Source organism: Streptomyces sp. NPDC127197 (genome assembly GCF_042672405.1).
GTDB lineage: Bacteria > Actinomycetota > Actinomycetes > Streptomycetales > Streptomycetaceae > Streptomyces > Streptomyces flavusporus.
Genome location: NZ_JBHXVG010000007.1, coordinates 221,625 through 238,858, shown reverse-complemented (window position 1 = coordinate 238,858; position 17,234 = coordinate 221,625). Strand labels below are relative to the sequence as shown.

Here is a 17,234-nt window from a genome sequence, read left to right as displayed (position 1 = left end):
AAAGTGAGCTTCAGTGAGCCCCACCCGCCGCACACCCCGGAGCGGGATGACAAGACGCCGTAGTGGCGAGACTGCGCCGGGGACGCACAACGCTTCCCCGGCATCCTCGTGCACCACCTCGACGAGGCCCGTCTGATGCCGTCGCCACACCACGACGACTGGGCCGGCGGCCACGCGCCCCACCCCGCCCCGTCCAGCCGGGGAAGCCCGGCGGGCCACGGACGCAGCCCCTTGGTGCGCCCGTACGCCATGACCCGCGGCCGGACCCGGACTCGCTATGACCTGGCCATCGAGACCCTGGTGCACACCACGGCGGAACCCGCGCAGCTCAACGACCAACTGCCCGAGCATCGCAGGATCTGCCAGCTGTGCCGGGAGGTGCGGTCCGTGGCGGAGATCTCCGCGCTGCTGCCCGTTCCTCTCGGGGTCGCCCACGTTCTTGTCGCGGACCTGGCCGAGGCCGGACTCGTGGCTGTCCACCAGCCCGGCAGTACGCAGTCCGGCGACGGCGGGCCCGACGTCACGCTGCTCGAGCGGGTGCTCAGCGGGCTTCGCGCCCTCTAGGGAAGCGTCGTCCTCGCTGGACAGCGGGCGGCCGACGGACCGTCCGGCACCGGGGAGCTCATTCAGCCGGCCGTACTGCGGTGAAGCCGTGATCCTCGGGTACTCGCTGTGGTGTGCCGAGATCTGCGCGGCGGGCGTCGGCAGCCTGCCGCCATCGGTTGCCAAGGAGGCACGAGATGAGCGCCGTCAAGGAATCTGTCGAGGTCGAGGTCCCCCTCGGCACCGCCTACAACCAGTGGACCCAGTTCGAGGAGTTCCCCAACTTCATGGAGGGAGTGGAGGAGGTCAGGCAGCTCGATGACCGCCACAACCACTGGATCACCAAGATCGGTGGCGTACGGCGAGAGTTCGACACCGAAATCGTCGACCAGGTACCCGACGATCGGATCACCTGGCGTACCACAAGCGGCGACACCAAGCAGAAGGGCAGCGTCCGCTTCCAGCGCCTCGATGACACGCACACTCGCGTGGAACTGGTGATGGATGTCGAACCCAGCGGAGCCGCCGAGAAGGCCGCGGACATGACAGGTGTGATCGATCGCCGCATCAAGGGAGACATGCGGCGCTTCAAGGACTACATCGAGCACCGCGGAAGTGAATCGGGAGCCTGGCGCGGACGCATCAAGCCCGGACCCTCCTGACCCGGACCGCCGACGCCGATCCGGCTGGGCGTACGGCCCTTGACTGCCGGCCGTTGGACCAGCGTGAGGGGGCTTATGTCTGCCTGCGCCAGCTCACATCATGGCTGTGTCAGGTCACGGTGTCGGGGTCGGGGGTGCTGCCTTCACGGCAGTCTCCAGCAGACGGTCGGCCAGCCGGGCAAAAGAGGTGCTCAGTACCTCGTCCGTGGTGCGGTCGGCGTAGGTCTGGAAGACCAGGGCAGCCGTGGCCTGGACCACGGGCTTGACGCGTGTCGCGTCGATGGGAAACGGTCCTTGCATCTGGACCGGCACCGGCCACTTCTTCGGCCAGGGAATCCTGGGCGGATCGGGGCACAGGTCGTCCCCGACCTCCTTGAGAATTTCGGAAGGGTCGCCGCCGGCCATGCTGGCGGCGATGGTGGCTTCCGCCGCCGCCAAGGACATGTCACGGATGGCGAACAGCATGGCCTCGCGGGGCGGCAGCGGCTGCGGGTTGAGGCTCAGCCCGCCGGCTTCCGCCGAGCGGACACCCACGGCGCCGCTGAACACGGGCTGGCGCGGATTGACGATCTCCCACAGACGGGGGTCCAGATGTGCCAACAGTTCGAGAACGCGGACGGTCTTGGACGCGCTGGACAGGTCGGTCACGCTCACTCCATCCCTCCGGGACTTGACAGCGCGTGATCGTATGACTCGACGACACGATCGTTCGCGCATTCCTGCGATCGAGGGCGCGCCCAAGAAGACGCAACCATTCAGCCATCTCGGGTGTCGTATCTGATAACAGTCGTATGCGCACCTTGGGGGACACAATGGCGCGAACAACGACAGCATGGGTGACACTTGCGCTCCTGGGCGCCACGTCGGTGGTGGCGGCGGCTCCGATCGCAGCCGCCCCGGCCGTCACCGCACCGGCCACGGCGTGCCCCACCGGATGGGGCAGCGTGGACAAGGCTCGTGCCTCGACCACGACGGCGCCGGTCACGAACGTCAGGACGGGCCGCCAGGCCTGCTACGACCGTATGGTCGTCGATGTCCCGGGTGCGGGCAGCAGCGGTCTCGGCTACACGGTCAGGTACGTCGACCGCCTTCACCAGGACGGATCAGGTCGCCCCATACCCGTCGGAGGCGGAGCCGTGCTCGAGGTGCGGGTGGCCGCGCCCAGCTATGATCCCGAAACTGGCGCGCCGACGTATCCCGGCCGGGCGGGGCGCCCGCTGCCGAGCGTGGATCTCACCGGGTACCGCACCTTCAGGGACGCACGGTTCGCCGGCAGCTTCGAGGGCGAGACGCAGATCGGACTCGGAGTGCGTGCGCGGCTGCCCTTCCGGGTGCTGGTGCTGAACGATCGCGTCGTGGTGGACGTGGCGCACAACTGGACCGGCACGCGCTGAAGGCCCCCTGCCACGGACGCTCAGCCCGGCCGACGCTCGCCCGCCTCCACGAGCCGGGCGAGTCGTGCCAGGGTCATGCGGGTGCCCGTCTCGTTGTCCGCGGCGGGCACTGCATCGGGAATGCCCTCGTGCACCATGAGGACGTCCGTCCCGCCGTCCGCGTCGGTGAGCGTGGTGGTCAACGTCATCGTGCCGCGCAGTGCGGGATCCGCCGTCTCGAACTCCATGACCTCGACCACCTGCTCGTCGGGCACGAGCCTGGCGAAGTGGCCGTGGTAAGTGTCGGTGTGCGGGTCCGTCTTGCCCGCGCCGACCGGCATGTCGTACGTGAGCGAGATGCGGAACGCTCCGCCTTCGCGGGCGTCGAACGCGTGCACGTGACTGCTCATTCCGTCCGGCACCCGCCACTGGGCGATTGCGTCAGCGTCCACGAGCGCCCGATACACGGCCGCACGCGAGGCGTTCACATGCCACGAGACCCGGGTCGAGTACATGGCCCCAACATAGACGCCGACCGGCGGTCAGGCCTCGCCCACCGCGGATCCGCGCGGCGTCAGCTCCCGTTCAGCGAATGCGCGGAAGCTGTGCGGAGGTTGGCCCGTGAGGCGTTGGACCGTGTCGCTGGTGCGGTCCTCGGCGCCGTCGGCGATGGCACGGTCCAGGTCGGCGGCGATGTCGTCGGCGTCGACGAAGCGGAGTCGTCGGGGTCGACCCCGGTGGAGGCGGAGTCGTCCTTCGTCCCGCTGCCGGGGGAAGGCACGCTGTCGGTGCCCGGACAACAGAAATTATCCCGCTTCACAGCAATCCGGTTCACAGCAATCCGGCCATATCAACGATCCCCGAGCGTGAGCCAGTCCCAGCCCCAGGCCGCGGCGCTCCTCCCCCAGCCCGACCATGTGGCGGGAACCGCAACTCATACGGGTGACGCACGAGATTCGTGCTGACGTCCACGGGGGCTTGTGCCCGACCATCGCAAGCGGCCGGTCGCCGCACGACGGCCGTGCCATGGACCGGCCCGAGCATCCGCGGAAGGGGCGCCATGCGCATTCTGCTCATTGCCAGCGCCTGCAACAGCCTCACGCAGCGCATGCACGCCGAATTGCGCGAGCGTGGGTACGCCGTCGCCGTCGAGGTGACCCCCCGCAGCTGTGACGTGCGTACCGCCGTCGAGCGGCACACCCCCGGTCTGGTCGTGGCGCCTCAGCTCAAGATGGTCGTGCCATGTGACCTGTGGACCACCCGGACCTGCCTGATCGTCCATCCCGGACCCGTTGGGGACCGCAGCCCCTCCTTGCTGGACCGGGCCCTCCACGAGGACGTCGGCGAGTGGAGCGTCACCGTGCTCCAGGCCGACGAGGAGCTGGACGCCGGTCCCGGGTGGCGTCGGCACGATCGCGTCGGTCCGGCTCCTCACGGACTGCAGGACACGGCGCATGCGCTACGGGGAGTTCCTGAAGCGGGCCGTGCCGCACCACGACGGCCTGTTCGACTTCAAGGAGTACCTGCCGCTGGACAGCGGCTACGTCAAGGCCACCGGCCACAGTGTCGTCATCAACCTGCTTCGCACGCTCACCGAGCCGGAGACCACCTTCGAGTGGAAGATCCCGCAGTGGAGTCGGCCGGGGAGAGGACCCCATGACCACGACGGCCTTCGCCCCCGGCACCGAGACCCGGCCGGCCATTGCACGGCAGGTCGCGGACGCCGTGCTCTTCGAGGAGTACGTGCTCCACCCCTACCGTGCCTCGGCGGCCGAGAACCGGCTGCGCCGGCAGTTCGGGGTCCTCGTCCCTCCGGCCTGGAGCGCGACCGCCGAGGAGCACGGCTTCCAGCCCGACGAGGTCGACCCCGCCCTGGAGGACGCTTGAGCACCGACGCAACGCCCCGCCCCCGCACGCTGGTTGCCGGGGCGGGCAACATCTTCCTCGGCGACGACGGATTCGGCGTGGAGACGGCACGCATGCTGGCCGGCCGGGAACTGCCGGCCGGCGTCGAGGTCGCCGACATCGGCATCCGCGGGGTCCACCTGGCCTACCGGCTCCTCGACGGGTACGACACACTCGTCCTCCTCGACGCGACGGCGCGGGGAGGCGAACCGGGCACCCTGTACGTCATCGACGCGGCAGCACCCGACAGCCTCCGGGCACCCGAGAGCACCCCACTCGACGGCCACCGGATGACGCCCGACGCCGTCCTGGTCCTGCTGGACACCCTGTGCGCGCACACCGGCGCGACGCCTCCCCGGCGCACGCTGGTCGTCGGCTGCGAACCCGCCGCCGTCGAGGAAGGGATCGGCCTCAGTCCGCCGGTGGCCGCCGCGGTGACCGAGGCGGTGCGCCTGGTCACCGAACTGGTCCGCGGCCAAGCCGTCGTCGACATGGCGAGGACGGCCCCGGCGCCACGTCCGGGCACCCACCCCCACGGAGCACCATGAACAAAAGCCTCATCGGCCGTACGACGGCCGCCGCCACCGCACTCGCGGCGTTCGTCGTGCACGTCCTGCCCGGCATCCGCCGCTACCTGCACATCCGCAGGATGTGACATCTCCCGGCACGTACTCGCGTGCACCGAACGGGCTAGGCAGGCGTGTGATCGCGGCGCGCCCGCCTCAGCGCCGTCGGCCCCCGCCGTGTAATGGGCGGCGGAGAGACACCCACGCGCCCAGGACGGAGACCGATGCACGAGATGTCCGTCGCCCTGGCGGTCGTCGACCAGGTCGAGCAAGCGGCGCGGTCCCGCGGAGCACACGGTGTGCAGCACGTGCACGTCGAGGTCGGCGAGCTGGCCGGAGTGGTCCCCGACGCGCTCGGCTTCTGCTTCGAACTCGCCTGCGCCGGGACCGTCCTGGAAGGCGCCGACCTGGTCACCCGGTCCGTCCCGGCCCGGGCGCGCTGCGCGCCGTGCGACCGGAGCTGGCACACCGGCATGCCGCCGGACCTGATCTGCTCCCAATGCTCCCGGGCCGCCACCGAGTTGGTGTCGGGCCGCGAACTGCGGATCGCCGAGGTGCGTTGGGCCGCCGAGGACGACACGCCCGAGTGCGCTCCCGCAACGAACGTCGAGGAGACCTGACCATGTGCCGCGTAGTCGACCTCCAGCAGGCGGTGCTCGCCAAGAACGCGATGGCGGCGGGCGTCCTGCGCACCGAACTGACGGCCCGGGGCACGACGGTGGTCAACCTCCTCTCGAGCCCCGGCAGTGGCAAGACGGCGCTGCTGGAACGGGAGTTGCTGCTGGCCCGGGAGCGCGGCATTCCCGTCGCCGCCCTCACCGCGGACCTCGCTACCGAGAACGACGCCTCCCGCCTGGCCCGTTCAAACGTTCCCGTGAAGCAGGTGCTCACCGGCGGACTGTGCCACCTGGAGGCCGACATGCTCGCCGGCCACCTGCACGACTGGCTTCCCGAGGACACCCGCCTGCTCTTCGTGGAGAACGTGGGCAACCTCGTCTGCCCGGCCTCCTACGACCTCGGCGAGTCGTTGCGGGTCGTCCTCGCCTCGGTCACGGAGGGCGAGGACAAACCGCTCAAGTACCCCACCGCATTCGGCCTGGCGCAGCTCGTGCTCGTCACCAAGATCGATCTGGCCGGCCCGGCCGCTTTCGACGAGGCCGCCTTCCGCGCGAACGTCCAGCAGGTCAACCCGGGCGTCGAGGTGCGCCTGACTTCCGCACGCAGCTCAAGGGGCGTCGGGCTGCTGCTCAACCGGGCGCTGGCGGCGGCCGACGGGCGTCACGTCCATACGCCGGTGATGGCCCGGGTCGAGGCGTGAGCACCACCCCGGACGTGAGCACGCAGCGGGCCGACACGGAGCTCGCCGCACCGGTGCGGCGCACTCGCGTCATGGTCCGGGGCGTGGTGCAGGGGGTGGGGTTCCGGCCGTACCTGTACGGCCTCGCGACGGACCTCGGGCTGGCCGGCCAGGTGACCAACACGGGCGACGGCGTCGTCGTGGAGGTCGAGGGCGGGCCGGAAGCCGTCGACCGGTTCTGTGCCCGCATCGTGCCGGACGCGCCGCCGCTCGCCCATGTGGAGTCGGTGGACACCATCGACCTGCCCGCCACGGGTGGCAGCGGTTTCACCATCGTCCCGTCGGACACCGCCGGCCCCGTCCGGACCCTGGTCGCCCCCGACACCGCCACCTGCGGCGACTGCCTCGCCGAACTCGCGAACCCGGCCGACCGGCGCCACCGCCATCCCTTCATCACCTGCACGCACTGCGGGCCGCGCTTCACCATCGTCACCGGTCTGCCGTACGACCGCGAGCACACGACGATGGCCGGTTTCCCCCTGTGCCCGGAGTGCGCCCGCGAGTACCACGACCCCGCCGACCGCCGCTTCCACGCACAGCCCGTCGCCTGCCCCTTCTGCGGCCCGCGGCTACGGCTCGTCGTGACGGACACCGGCGCCGGCATCGAGGAGGACCCGGTCGACGCGGCACGCTCGCTGCTCGCCGCCGGGGCGATCCTCGCCGTCAAGGGCATCGGTGGCTACCACCTCGCCTGTGACGCCACGCAGCCGGAGGCGGTCGCCGAGCTGCGCCGCCGCAAGGCCCGCGGCGACAAGCCGTTCGCGCTGATGGCCGGGGACGTGGCCGGCATCGAGCACCTCGTGCACGTCGGCCCCGCCGAACGGGAGCTGCTCACCGGCCGGGTACGCCCCATCGTCCTGCTGCGGCGACGCCACGCTGTCCACCGCGGACCGGGCAGGCTCACGCCCGCCGACGCTGTGGCGCCGGGCAGCCCCGACCTCGGGGTCATGCTGCCGTACACACCCGTGCACCATCTGCTGCTCGGGACGGCCGAGTTCCGCACACGACCGGAGGCGCCCCGCCTGCTGGTGATGACCAGCGGCAACGTCTCCGGCGAGCCGATCGTCACCGACGACGACGAAGCCCTCGACCGGCTGGGCGGGCTGGCGGACGCGTGGCTGCTGCACGACCGGCCCATTCACGTGCCGTGCGACGACTCCGTCGTGCGCGTCTGCGACGGCAGACCGCTCGTGCTGCGCCGCTCGCGCGGCTACGCCCCGCTGCCGGTCACCCTGCCGTTCCCGGTGGTCCCCGCGCTCGCCGTCGGAGGCGACCTCAAGAACGTCTTCTGCCTCGCGCAGGACGACAAGGCCTGGCTGTCCGCCCACATCGGGGACATGGACGACCTCACCACCCAGCGCGCGTTCGGCCGCGCCGAGCGGCAGCTCGAATCCATCACGGGGGTGCGACCGGGCCTGCTCGTCACCGACGCACACCCGGCGTACCGGTCGGGCGCATGGGCGCGGCGGCACGCCGACGGACGCCCCGTCGCCCGGGTCCAGCACCATCACGCGCACATCGCCGCCGTCCTGGCTGAGCACGGCGTCGCGGACGGCCGCCGGGTGATCGGCGTCGCCTTCGACGGCACCGGGCACGGCGGCGACGGTGCCGTGTGGGGCGGTGAGTTCCTGCTTGCGGGCTACGACGGCTTCTCCCGGTTCGCGCACCTGGCCTACGTACCGCTCCCCGGAGGCGACGCCGCCGTACGGCGGCCGTATCGCATGGCGCTGGCACACCTGCGCGCCGCGGGCATCACCGCCGACCAGGACCTGCCGTGCACCGCCGCCTGCCCGCCCGATGAACTACCGCTGCTGCTGGGGCAGTTGGACCGTGGCCTGAACTGCGTGCCCACCTCCAGCATGGGCCGGCTCTTCGACGCCGTCTCGTCCTTGGTGGGCGTCTGCCACCACGCGGGATACGAGGCGCAGGCCGCGATCGAGCTGGAGGCAGCGGCGGTGTCCTCCGGCGTCGAGGACGAGGACCCTCGGTACGCCTTCCGCCTGACCGGGCGCGAACGGCCGGACGCCGCGCCGCTGGTTGCCGATCCGGCGCCGCTGCTGGCCGCCGCCGTCGACGACGTGCGGCTCGGCATTCCCGCCGCGGTCGTCGCCGCCCGCTTCCACCTGGCCGTAGCCCGGCTGGTGCGGACGGTGTGTGCCGCGGCGCGTGAGGCGGCCGGCCTGGACACGGTCGCCCTCACGGGCGGCGTGTTCGCCAATGTGCTGCTGTCCTCGGCCTGCGCCCGCGGTCTGCGCGCGGACGGCTTCACCGTGCTGCGCCACCAGAGGATCCCGCCCAACGACGGAGGGCTGGCCCTCGGCCAGGTCGTCGTGGCCGCCCGGACGGCGGACGGCAGTGGATGACGGGCTCGGGCCCGCCCCGCGAGAGTGAGGAGACACGCATGTGCCTGGCGGTACCCGGCCGAGTGCTGGGCATCGAGGAACGGTACGGCACCCGGATGGCCACGGTCGATTTCGGCGGTGTGGTCAAGGAGGTGTGCCTGGAATACCTGCCGGACCTCAAGGTCGGTGAGTACGCCATCGTCCATGTCGGGTTCGCCCTGCAACGGCTGGACGAGGAGTCGGCGCGCAGGACGCTGGAGCTGTTCGAGAACCTCGGCATGCTCCAGGAGGAGTTCGGCGACCCCTGGGAGCAGGCCGCTCAGGCCGACGCCGGCCCGGGCGGGGAGGTGCTGCGGTGAGGTACGTCGACGAGTTCCAGGACCCGGAGCTGGCGGCGCGGCTGCTCGACGACATCAGGGCCACGGTGACCCGGCCCTGGGCGCTGATGGAGGTGTGTGGCGGGCAGACGCACACCATCATCCGGCACGGCATCGACCAACTCCTTCCGGACGAGGCCGAGTTGATCCACGGGCCGGGCTGTCCGGTGTGTGTGACCCCGCTCGAGGTGATCGACAAGGCGCTGGAGATCGCCTCGCGGCCCGAGGTGATCTTCTGCTCCTTCGGTGACATGCTCCGGGTTCCGGGCACCGGCCGTGACCTCTTCCAGGTGCGGGGCGAGGGCGGGGATGTGCGGGTGGTGTACTCCCCGCTCGACGCGCTGCGGATCGCGGAGGAGAACCCGGACCGGGAGGTCGTGTTCTTCGGCATCGGCTTCGAGACGACGGCCCCGCCCAACGCGATGGCCGTGTACCAGGCCCGCAAGCGGGGCATCCGCAACTTCAGCCTGCTGGTGTCGCACGTCCGGGTCCCGCCCGCGATCGAGGCGATCATGCAGTCGCCCGACTGCCGTGTCCAGGGCTTCCTTGCGGCCGGGCACGTGTGCAGCGTGATGGGGACGGCAGAGTACCCGCGGCTCGCCGAGCGGTTCCATGTGCCCATCGTGGTCACCGGGTTCGAACCGCTGGACATCCTCGAGGGCGTGCGGCGCACCGTGCGGCAACTGGAGCGGGGCGAGCACACGGTGGACAACGCCTATCCGCGTGCCGTGCGGGCCGAGGGCAATCCGGCGGCGCGGGCGATGCTCGACGACGTCTTCGAGGTCACCGACCGCGCCTGGCGCGGAATCGGCGTCATTCCCGAGAGCGGCTGGCGCCTGTCCGCGCGCTATCGCGACCACGACGCCGAGCACCGGTTCCAGGTCGGGGACATCAGCACGCGGGAGCCCGCCGAGTGCCGCAGCGGTGAGGTGCTGCAAGGGCTGCTGAAGCCGCACGAGTGCGAGGCCTTCGGCACGACGTGCACCCCGCGCACGCCGCTCGGGGCCACCATGGTGTCCAGCGAGGGCGCCTGCGCCGCCTACTTCCTGTACCGGCGGCTCGACCTGCCGGCCCGCCCGGACGCGGCCACCGGCCGGACGCCGGCCACCTCCACGACGGCCCCGGATCCCACGGCGGCCGTGACGCCCCCCAGCCTGGAGGACAGCTCCGTTGTCTGACTCCACCGCAGCGCCGGACATGCTGTCCTGGACCTGTCCCACGCCTTTGCGCGACCGGCCGCGCGTGGTGATGGGCCACGGCGGTGGCGGCGCCATGTCCGCCGAGCTCGTCGAACAGGTCTTCCTTCCCGCCCTCGGCGGCTGGGCGCCGGCCGCGCTGACCGACTCCGCCGCCGTCGAGCTGGGCGGAGCGCGGATCGCGTTCTCCACCGACTCGTTCGTGGTGCGGCCGCTGTTCTTTCCCGGCGGCAGCATCGGCGACCTCGCCGTCAACGGCACCGTCAACGACCTCGCCATGAGCGGTGCCCGCGCGGCCTACCTCTCATGCGGCGTCATCCTGGAGGAGGGCGTCGAGCTCGACACCGTCACCAGGGTGGCCGAGGCGCTCGGTGCCGCCGCCCGTAGCGCCGGCGTGCGGGTGGTGACGGGCGACACCAAGGTCGTGGAGGCCGGACACGGCGACGGCGTGTACATCAACACCTCGGGCATCGGGCTCGTCCCGTCCGGAGTCGATCTTCGGCCGGAGCGGGTCGTCCCCGGCGACGTCGTCATCGTCAGCGGCGCAATCGGCGTCCACGGTGTGGCCATCCTGAGCGAGCGCGAGAACCTGCGGTTCGACATCGAGATCGAGAGCGACTGCGCGGCGCTCGGCGGACTCGTCGAGACGATGCTCGCCGTCACCCCGGACCTGCATGTACTGCGCGACCCCACGCGGGGCGGTCTGGCCGCCTCCCTCAACGAGATCGCCGCCGCATCGGGAACCGGGATCGTCGTACGGGAACGCTCCGTGCCGGTGCCGCCTCCGGTGGCCAGTGCCTGCGCAATGCTGGGTCTCGACCCGATGTACGTCGCCAACGAGGGCAAGCTCGTCGCCTTCGTCCCCCGCGAGCACGCCGATGCCGTCCTCGCCGCCATGCGCGCGCACGAGCTGGGGGCCGAGGCGGTGGTCATCGGCGAGGTGGTCGAGGACCATCCGGGCATGGTCGTGGCGCGTACCGGGCTCGGCAGCACTCGGGTGGTGGACATGCCGCTCGGCGAGCAGCTTCCGAGGATCTGCTGACCGGCCCCGCGCGATCCGGAACCCTCCGCATTCGGGTTCAGCGGGTTCGGCCGCGCCTGCCGGGGCGGGTGTCCAGGGTCCAGGTGTGCGTGCAGGCCGGGCACTGGAGGTGCACCAGCGCTCCCTCGTTCGCTATGAGGTAGCGCCAGTGCACCGGGCAGTTGCGGCCCTCGGCGCACGGGGCGCAGTCGCGCGCGTCGTCACAGCCGGGACAGGGCACCCAGGCACGCCGGGCCCGGTCCGCCTGCGGGTCAATCGGAAGTCGCATCGCCCGTGTCCCGTCCCGGCAGCACGCCGGCCTCCACGAGCATGGCGTATGTCCGCTCCTGGTCGGCATCCAGACCGGAGTACAGCAGGGAACGGGCCGCCTCCTCCGACCGCAGCGCGGCGACGGGATCCCAGTCGGGCCCGAGCGCCGCCACCACCTCCGCCCGCCGCCGGGCCTCCTCCAGCGCGAGGTCCAACGTGAAGGTCACGAGGTCGGGGTCCGAGCGGTCATTCATGGGGCGGTGCTTTCGCGGGGAACGTGCTGGCCGAGCCACGTCTACCAGAGCGGATCGCCGTGCGTGAAGGGAATGTGACTGACGTCATCGGAGCGCCCCTTCGGCCAGTACGTCGCCAGGTTCTCGAGGCTGTCGGGCAGCTAGCGCACCTGCAGCGGGAGATCGGCCCCGGAAGCTCGCGTGTGCACCGGTAGCCGGGCCCCCAGCAGAATCAGCCGCAGGGCGCGCTCGGTGGCGTCGGTGAGGAGTTCCGAGGCCCTTGCCAGTGCCTCGGCGAGTGCCATCGGTGCCGGGAGGATCGCGCTGTAGGCGTCCACGCCGGGCACGTCGTCGGCGCCCTCGCCGAGGGTTCCCGCCAGAGCGAGCACCGGGCGTCCGTGCAGTTTGGCGCGGCGCGCCACCTCGGCGGGGACCTTGCCGCGGGGCGTCTGGTGGTCCAGGGCGCCCTCGGCGGTGACGACCAGGTCGGCGCGGGCGAGGCGGGCGTCCAGGTCGAGGTGGTCCAGCAGCACGTCGAAGCGGGGCAGCAGCCGGGCGCCGAGTGCGGCGAGGCCGGCGCCCAGGCCGCCCGAGGCGCCGGTGCCGGGGCCGTGGTGGAGGTCGGTGGCGGTGACGGCGAGGTCGCGGGTGAGGACGTCCGCCCAGTTCTCCAGGCCGGCCGACAGGTGCTCGACCTGCGCGGGCGTCGCCCCTTTCTGCGGTCCGAAGACACGGGCCACGCCCCGCTCACCGCACAGCATGTTGTACGGGTTGCAGGCGACAAGGAACTCCACCTCCCTCACGCGAGGGTCCAGTCCGGACGGGTCGATACGGCTCAGCCGCGTCAACTCCCGGCCCCCGCACGGAAGTTCGCAGCCGTCGGCGTCCAGCAGCCGGGCGCCGAGCGCCTGCAGCGCGCCGGCGCCCCCGTCGGACGTCCCGGAGTCGCCGCAGCCGATGAGGATCCGCCGTACGCCGGTGTCGAGTGCGGCGCGGATCAGCTCACCGACGCCGTACGTCGTGGTGGCACCGGGATCGCGGCGGGCCAGGGGGACGAGGCTCAGGCCGGCGACCGCGGCCATCTCCACGACCGCCGTGTCCCGGGATCCGAGCAGCGCGAAGTGCGTGTCGACCGGCTCGCCGACCGGGCCCGTGGCGGACAGTGCGACGAGCCGTCCGCCGGTCGCGGCCGACAGTGCGGCGGCCGTGCCCTCGCCGCCGTCGACCAGGGGAATCCGGTCGATCCAGGCGTCCGGCAGGACCCGGCGCACGCCTGCCGCGATGGCGTCGGCGGCGGCCTCGGCGGACAGGGACTCCTTGAAGCCGCTGGGGGCAACGACGACACGGGTCAGCATGGGACCAGCTCCTAAGGGACGACGGGGACGCCGAGCAGCGGCCACACCGCGACGGCGAAGAGCAGGACGAGCGCGGCGGTCAGCGGTGCCAGGACGGCGGACAGGCGCAGCAGGTCGCGTGGGGTGTAGGTGGGGGTGCCGGGGATGTCGGCGAAGAGGGTGACCGGCTTCGCGGAGGCCGGAAGCGTGTGGCAGAAGCCGGCGGCTGCGGTGGAGGCCAGCGCAGCCGCGACCGGGTTGACTCCGGCGCCGACGGCGGCCGCCACCACCAGCGGAACCAGCACCGAGGAGCGGGCGGAGCGGGACTGCAGCACCAGATGGGCCGCCGTGCTGACCACGACCACGACGGTCAGGAACACCACGGGGGTGACGTCCGCGGGCAGCCCGGAGACCACCCACTGCGCCGCGCCCGAGTCGGCGAGCGCCACGCCCATGGCCATGGTCGCGGCCATGAACAGCAGCAGTGACCAGGGCACCGTCTTCAGAGCGTCCTTCAGCCGTACGGTGCCGAGGGCGGGCGAGGACGCCACGATCGCGCCGATCAACGCGACGACCGCGGGCGGCACCTGGTGCAGCGGCTCGCTGCACCACAGGGCGACCACCGTGCCCAGCAGCAGGGCACAGCGCTTCTCGGCCTGTGTCCAGGGGCCGGTGACCGGGCTCTTGCTGTGCTCCTGGATCTCCTCGGCGGTGATGTGCACGGCAGCCCTGCGGTCCGCACGCCGCGTGGTGGTCAGCAGGACGGCTTCGGCGGCCAGGTGCGAGGAGGCCACGGCCAGGGGCAGCCCGAGCAGCAGCCACTGGGTGAAGCCGATCCGCTCGCCGGCCGCCTGCCACAGCACCGACACGGTGATCAGGTGTGCTCCGGCACCGATCAGCGTCGCCACCGCCGACAGCAGGATCACCGTCGGGAACAGCAACGCCAGCATCACGACCAGGCGCCTGCGGTCGGCGAGCGCCTTGGCAAGGGCGAGGAACACGGGCAGGGCGAGCGCGGCCCGGCCCGATGTGGCCGGCACCGCGAACGCCGTGACGACCAGCGCCGCCGTCGTCAGGTGCACCAACTGGCGCACGGTGCGCGCCCCGCCCACCAGGAACGCCGCCGCCCGGCCCGCGATCCCGGTCCGGGTCACCGCGGCGGCCAGGACGAAGGCACAGATCAGCAGCCACACGGTCGGGTCACCGAGCGTGCCGAACAGCGTGTCGCTGCTGATCACTCCGGTCACCGTCAGCGCGAGCCCGGCGCCGAGCGCGATGTACGTGTCGTCGACCGGCGTACCGATCCAGGCGCAGGTCGCCAGGGCGAACACGGCGAGGGTGAGGCGGGCCTGCCCGCTCAGGCCGGGGAAGTTGTCGGGGACCGCGAGCAGCGCGCACAGGGACAGCGCCACGCAAAGGGATGCGGTCAGACGGAGGTTCAGGGTCACGTCATCGACAATTCACGCGGCCGGTGAGTGAGCAATGAGCCTCGGATGAAGGAAACCTCACGCACACGCCGACCTCACACCGGCAGTCGGTACCCCATCCCGCGGACCGTCTCCACCGCTTGCGCACCCAGCTTCTTGCGCAGCGCCCGCACGTACACGTCCACGATGTTGGACCCGGGATCGAAGTCGTACCCCCACACGTGGGACAGGATCTGCTCGCGGGACAGGACCTGCCCCGGATGCCTCAGGAACAGTTCCAGCAGCACGAATTCACGGGCCGTCAGATCGACGGTCCGCTCTCCCGCCCGGGCCCGGCGGGTCCGCAGGTCCAGGGTGAGCGAGCCCGAGTGCAGCACCGTCACCTCGGGTGCCCTGGCCGCCGTACGCAGCCTGAGCCGCACCCGTGCGAGCAGCTCCTCGAAGCGGAACGGCTTGGTCATCCAGTCGTCGGCGCCGCCCTCCAGACCGGCCACGGTGTCGCGTACGGAGTCCCGCGCGGTCAGCACGATCACCGGTACCGTCACCCGGGCTTCGCGCAGCTCGCGCAGGACGGTGAAGCCGTCCCGGCCGGGCAGGCCGATGTCGAGGACGACCAGGTCGAAGCCGCCGGTCAGGGCGTATTCGTAGGCCGTGTCGCCGTCCCCGACGACGGTGGTGGTGAAGCCGCCTGCGCGCAGGCCCTTCTCGACGAAGGAGGCGATGCGTTCCTCGTCCTCGACGATGAGAATGCGGTTCACGTGCGTACCTCTGCCGCTTTCCGGGTGCAGTTCACGGGCGTGCCTCTTCCAGGGTGAGTACGAAGGTGGCGCCGCCGCCCTCGGTGGCGTGCAGGCGCACGCGGCCGCCGTGCGCCTCGGCGATCGCGCGGACGATGGACAGTCCGAGGCCGGCACCGGAGCCGCGGGCGCCGCGGCGGGCGGTGCCGCGCCGGAACCGTTCGAAGATGACCTCGGTGTCCTGCGACTGGACGCCGGGTCCGCAGTCGGCGACGTACAGCTCCGTGCGCGAGCCGTCGCTGCGCGAGCCGATGCGGATGGTCTGACCGGGCGCGGTGTGCTGCACGGCGTTCTGCGCGAGCTGCACCATCGCCTGCGTGATGCGCTGGGCGTCCAGTTCGGCCTCGCGGTCGGCGACTTCGGCGAGCTGCCAGTCGCGGTCGCCGAGCGTGCGGGCCTTGACGTAGACGTCGGCGGTGAGCTCGGCCAGCTGGACCGGCTCGGGTGTGACGAAGTCGGGGCGCTCGGCCTTGGCGAGGAGCAGCAGGTCCTCCACGATGCGGCTCATCCGGTCCAGCTCGTCGGTGACCAGACGCAGGGTCTCCGCACGCTCGGCCGGGTCGTCGCCCATCAGTTCCAGATGCCCGCGGACGATGGTGATCGGCGTGCGCAGCTCGTGCCCGGCGTCGTCGACGAACTCGCGCTGGGCCGCGAAGGCGCGCTCCAGCCGGTCGAGCATCGCGTTGAACGTCTCGGCGAGCGCGGCCACGTCGTCCCGGCCGCGCACCGGGATGCGCCGGGTGAGGTCCTGCTCGGTGAGCTGCGCGGCAGCCGTACGGACCAGTCGTACGGGCTTCAGGATCCGTCCGGCGACGACCCAGCCGATGCCGGTGGTGAGCACGAGGGCGACTCCGGAGATCGCGAGCAGTATGCGGAACACCGCGTTCGCGCGCTGCCGTTCGCGCTCGGGGTGGAAGGCGACGACGAACGCGGCGTCCGGTTCGCTGCCGTGCCGGGCGACGGTGACCTTGGCCCAGCGGATCTCGCCCGACGCCCGGTGCAGGGTGCCGGTGGAACCGGGCGCCTCGAAGATACGGCGCCGGGCGCCGGCGTCCTCGTACAGGGGCACGGCGACGGGAATGTCACGCGGCTGGAAGATCTGTGCGGGACCGCGGCCCGACCGGCCCACCAGCCCGATCAGTTCCTCGTCGGGGTCGGCGTTCTGCCGCTCCAGGAAGACCCGCAGCAGCCGGGCCGGATCGCTGAACGGGCGGCCGGTCGCCGGATCGACGCCCCGGTCCACGAAGTTGGTGAACTCGCCCGCCTCCTGGGCCAGCAGACCGTTGATCCGGTGGTGTGCGTCCCGCAGCAGGATCGAGCGCGTGGTCGTGGCGACCGAGGCCAGCGCGACCGCCATGACGAGCAGCAGCCACAGCACGATCCGGACGCGGGCGGAGACCCGCCGGCGCCGTCCGTCAGCCGTCGTCGGCTCCGTCGTCCTCGGCGGGGTGGTCTGCGGAGGGTCGGCTGCGGTCGTCATCGTCATCGTCGTCATCCGCGGGGCTGTCGGTCACTTCGGGCCTCGGGACCGCCTCGTCACTCGGGGTCGGCCCGGGCCGCGTGGGTGTGGGCGTGGCCATGGGGGAACCACTGTCCAGATCCACCTGGGAGGGAACCTCCGGAGGGCGCGGACTGTCTGCGAGAGCGAAACTGGTCGCGGCGATACCGACGGGAATCACCACAACCGCGGCGAGGGCCGCCAACCGACGAGAGAAGACCATGCATCCGATCCTGCAGCCGGCACCGGACGGGCAGGATGAACGCCGGATGAGGAATTCTTCATCCCCACCCGACCGCACCGGCACCCCATCAAGCTCTCCCACCCCTCCGG

21 protein-coding genes and 1 pseudogene are annotated in these 17,234 nt (G+C 71.7%); 12 read left to right on the top strand and 10 right to left on the bottom strand.

Annotated features, from left to right (window positions below):
• Window positions 1-102: 102 nt before the first annotated feature.
• Together ACFVJQ_RS14215 and ACFVJQ_RS14210 are read left to right on the top strand one after the other, a co-directional pair.
• A complete protein-coding gene (locus ACFVJQ_RS14215; protein ID WP_385783836.1) occupies window positions 103-564 on the top strand; it encodes a DUF742 domain-containing protein in 462 nt (153 codons plus the stop codon).
• A 176-nt stretch (window positions 565-740) separates the two neighbouring features.
• Window positions 741-1,205: an SRPBCC family protein gene (locus ACFVJQ_RS14210; RefSeq protein ID WP_385267929.1), complete on the top strand. Its 465-nt coding sequence runs from the start codon at window positions 741-743 to the stop codon at window positions 1,203-1,205.
• A gap of 114 nt (window positions 1,206-1,319) precedes the next feature.
• Here ACFVJQ_RS14210 and ACFVJQ_RS14205 read toward each other — a convergent pair whose 3' ends face one another.
• Entirely contained in the window at window positions 1,320-1,853 is a 534-nt protein-coding gene (locus ACFVJQ_RS14205) for a hypothetical protein (protein ID WP_385514858.1), read from the bottom strand.
• Window positions 1,854-2,017: 164 nt separating this feature from the next.
• Between ACFVJQ_RS14205 and ACFVJQ_RS14200 the strand changes: the two genes are divergently transcribed.
• The gene (locus ACFVJQ_RS14200) at window positions 2,018-2,599 is read left to right on the top strand and encodes a hypothetical protein (protein WP_224738547.1); all 582 of its coding nucleotides are present in this window, start codon (window positions 2,018-2,020) and stop codon (window positions 2,597-2,599) included.
• Between the two features lie 20 nt (window positions 2,600-2,619).
• Here the strand turns inward: ACFVJQ_RS14200 and ACFVJQ_RS14195 are convergent, their stop codons facing one another.
• Both ACFVJQ_RS14195 and ACFVJQ_RS14190 read right to left on the bottom strand, forming a co-directional pair.
• A complete protein-coding gene (locus tag ACFVJQ_RS14195; protein ID WP_385514859.1) occupies window positions 2,620-3,093 on the bottom strand; it encodes an SRPBCC domain-containing protein in 474 nt (157 codons plus the stop codon).
• A 27-nt stretch (window positions 3,094-3,120) separates the two neighbouring features.
• Window positions 3,121-3,378, bottom strand: a complete 258-nt coding sequence (locus ACFVJQ_RS14190; protein WP_385783665.1) for a hypothetical protein — start codon at window positions 3,376-3,378, stop codon at window positions 3,121-3,123.
• 856 nt (window positions 3,379-4,234) lie between these two features.
• Here ACFVJQ_RS14190 and ACFVJQ_RS14185 point away from each other — a divergent pair.
• From ACFVJQ_RS14185 to hypE, 9 genes and pseudogenes are all read left to right on the top strand, one after another.
• Window positions 4,235-4,438, top strand: a pseudogene (locus ACFVJQ_RS14185) (hypothetical protein); the annotation flags it as partial.
• A 23-nt stretch (window positions 4,439-4,461) separates the two neighbouring features.
• Window positions 4,462-5,031 (top strand): hydrogenase maturation protease, encoded by a 570-nt coding sequence (locus ACFVJQ_RS14180; protein ID WP_385783833.1) that lies wholly within the window; start codon window positions 4,462-4,464, stop codon window positions 5,029-5,031.
• Window positions 5,028-5,138 carry a DUF6893 family small protein gene (locus ACFVJQ_RS14175; protein ID WP_385783662.1) on the top strand — a complete coding sequence of 37 codons (111 nt, stop codon included), beginning with the start codon at window positions 5,028-5,030 and terminating at the stop codon, window positions 5,136-5,138. Before ACFVJQ_RS14180 ends, ACFVJQ_RS14175 begins: the two co-directional genes overlap by 4 nt.
• Window positions 5,139-5,273: 135 nt before the next feature.
• A complete protein-coding gene (gene hypA / locus ACFVJQ_RS14170) occupies window positions 5,274-5,669 on the top strand; it encodes a hydrogenase maturation nickel metallochaperone HypA (RefSeq protein ID WP_224733330.1) in 396 nt (131 codons plus the stop codon).
• Between the two features lie 2 nt (window positions 5,670-5,671).
• The gene (hypB, locus tag ACFVJQ_RS14165; RefSeq protein ID WP_385514862.1) at window positions 5,672-6,367 is read left to right on the top strand and encodes a hydrogenase nickel incorporation protein HypB; all 696 of its coding nucleotides are present in this window, start codon (window positions 5,672-5,674) and stop codon (window positions 6,365-6,367) included.
• A gap of 71 nt (window positions 6,368-6,438) precedes the next feature.
• The gene (gene hypF, locus ACFVJQ_RS14160; protein WP_385783830.1) at window positions 6,439-8,769 is read left to right on the top strand and encodes a carbamoyltransferase HypF; all 2,331 of its coding nucleotides are present in this window, start codon (window positions 6,439-6,441) and stop codon (window positions 8,767-8,769) included.
• 38 nt (window positions 8,770-8,807) lie between these two features.
• Window positions 8,808-9,107 (top strand): HypC/HybG/HupF family hydrogenase formation chaperone, encoded by a 300-nt coding sequence (locus ACFVJQ_RS14155; protein WP_385514863.1) that lies wholly within the window; start codon window positions 8,808-8,810, stop codon window positions 9,105-9,107.
• Window positions 9,104-10,303 carry a hydrogenase formation protein HypD gene (gene hypD, locus ACFVJQ_RS14150; protein WP_385783658.1) on the top strand — a complete coding sequence of 400 codons (1,200 nt, stop codon included), beginning with the start codon at window positions 9,104-9,106 and terminating at the stop codon, window positions 10,301-10,303. Before ACFVJQ_RS14155 ends, hypD begins: the two co-directional genes overlap by 4 nt.
• Window positions 10,304-10,322: 19 nt before the next feature.
• A complete protein-coding gene (gene hypE / locus ACFVJQ_RS14145; protein WP_385783827.1) occupies window positions 10,323-11,363 on the top strand; it encodes a hydrogenase expression/formation protein HypE in 1,041 nt (346 codons plus the stop codon).
• Between the two features lie 37 nt (window positions 11,364-11,400).
• Here the strand turns inward: hypE and ACFVJQ_RS14140 are convergent, their stop codons facing one another.
• The 7 genes from ACFVJQ_RS14140 to ACFVJQ_RS14110 form a co-directional block, all read right to left on the bottom strand.
• Window positions 11,401-11,631 (bottom strand): hypothetical protein, encoded by a 231-nt coding sequence (locus tag ACFVJQ_RS14140; RefSeq protein ID WP_385514865.1) that lies wholly within the window; start codon window positions 11,629-11,631, stop codon window positions 11,401-11,403.
• Window positions 11,615-11,866 carry a DUF6400 family protein gene (locus ACFVJQ_RS14135; RefSeq protein WP_385514866.1) on the bottom strand — a complete coding sequence of 84 codons (252 nt, stop codon included), beginning with the start codon at window positions 11,864-11,866 and terminating at the stop codon, window positions 11,615-11,617. The genes ACFVJQ_RS14140 and ACFVJQ_RS14135 overlap by 17 nt, the downstream gene beginning before the upstream one ends.
• 140 nt (window positions 11,867-12,006) lie before the next feature.
• On the bottom strand, window positions 12,007-13,200 hold the full coding sequence (locus ACFVJQ_RS14130) for a glycerate kinase (protein WP_385783654.1): 1,194 nt from the start codon (window positions 13,198-13,200) through the stop codon (window positions 12,007-12,009).
• An 11-nt stretch (window positions 13,201-13,211) separates the two neighbouring features.
• Window positions 13,212-14,627: an SLC13 family permease gene (locus ACFVJQ_RS14125; RefSeq protein ID WP_385514868.1), complete on the bottom strand. Its 1,416-nt coding sequence runs from the start codon at window positions 14,625-14,627 to the stop codon at window positions 13,212-13,214.
• A gap of 74 nt (window positions 14,628-14,701) precedes the next feature.
• Window positions 14,702-15,364, bottom strand: a complete 663-nt coding sequence (locus ACFVJQ_RS14120) for a response regulator transcription factor (RefSeq protein ID WP_385514869.1) — start codon at window positions 15,362-15,364, stop codon at window positions 14,702-14,704.
• 31 nt (window positions 15,365-15,395) lie between these two features.
• Window positions 15,396-16,889 (bottom strand): ATP-binding protein, encoded by a 1,494-nt coding sequence (locus tag ACFVJQ_RS14115; protein ID WP_385514870.1) that lies wholly within the window; start codon window positions 16,887-16,889, stop codon window positions 15,396-15,398.
• Entirely contained in the window at window positions 16,819-17,124 is a 306-nt protein-coding gene (locus ACFVJQ_RS14110; protein ID WP_385514871.1) for a small secreted hydrophilic protein, read from the bottom strand. Before ACFVJQ_RS14110 ends, ACFVJQ_RS14115 begins: the two co-directional genes overlap by 71 nt.
• Window positions 17,125-17,234 lie beyond the last annotated feature (110 nt).

What these genes read in the sequence shown, in the direction of transcription:
- ACFVJQ_RS14200 (WP_224738547.1), top strand. Translation starts at nt 2,018, where the DNA reads ATGGCGCGAACAACGACAGCATGGGTGACACTTGCGCTCCTGGGCGCC.
- ACFVJQ_RS14175 (WP_385783662.1), top strand. Translation starts at nt 5,028, where the DNA reads ATGAACAAAAGCCTCATCGGCCGTACGACGGCCGCCGCCACCGCACTC.
- ACFVJQ_RS14130 (WP_385783654.1), bottom strand. Translation starts at nt 13,200, where the DNA reads ATGCTGACCCGTGTCGTCGTTGCCCCCAGCGGCTTCAAGGAGTCCCTG.
- ACFVJQ_RS14210 (WP_385267929.1), top strand. Translation starts at nt 741, where the DNA reads ATGAGCGCCGTCAAGGAATCTGTCGAGGTCGAGGTCCCCCTCGGCACC.
- hypB (WP_385514862.1), top strand. Translation starts at nt 5,672, where the DNA reads ATGTGCCGCGTAGTCGACCTCCAGCAGGCGGTGCTCGCCAAGAACGCG.
- hypE (WP_385783827.1), top strand. Translation starts at nt 10,323, where the DNA reads ATGCTGTCCTGGACCTGTCCCACGCCTTTGCGCGACCGGCCGCGCGTG.
- ACFVJQ_RS14195 (WP_385514859.1), bottom strand. Translation starts at nt 3,093, where the DNA reads ATGTACTCGACCCGGGTCTCGTGGCATGTGAACGCCTCGCGTGCGGCC.
- ACFVJQ_RS14140 (WP_385514865.1), bottom strand. Translation starts at nt 11,631, where the DNA reads ATGCGACTTCCGATTGACCCGCAGGCGGACCGGGCCCGGCGTGCCTGG.
- ACFVJQ_RS14115 (WP_385514870.1), bottom strand. Translation starts at nt 16,889, where the DNA reads ATGACGATGACGACCGCAGCCGACCCTCCGCAGACCACCCCGCCGAGG.
- ACFVJQ_RS14135 (WP_385514866.1), bottom strand. Translation starts at nt 11,866, where the DNA reads ATGAATGACCGCTCGGACCCCGACCTCGTGACCTTCACGTTGGACCTC.
- hypF (WP_385783830.1), top strand. Translation starts at nt 6,439, where the DNA reads ATGGTCCGGGGCGTGGTGCAGGGGGTGGGGTTCCGGCCGTACCTGTAC.
- ACFVJQ_RS14110 (WP_385514871.1), bottom strand. Translation starts at nt 17,124, where the DNA reads ATGGTCTTCTCTCGTCGGTTGGCGGCCCTCGCCGCGGTTGTGGTGATT.
- hypA (WP_224733330.1), top strand. Translation starts at nt 5,274, where the DNA reads ATGCACGAGATGTCCGTCGCCCTGGCGGTCGTCGACCAGGTCGAGCAA.
- ACFVJQ_RS14155 (WP_385514863.1), top strand. Translation starts at nt 8,808, where the DNA reads ATGTGCCTGGCGGTACCCGGCCGAGTGCTGGGCATCGAGGAACGGTAC.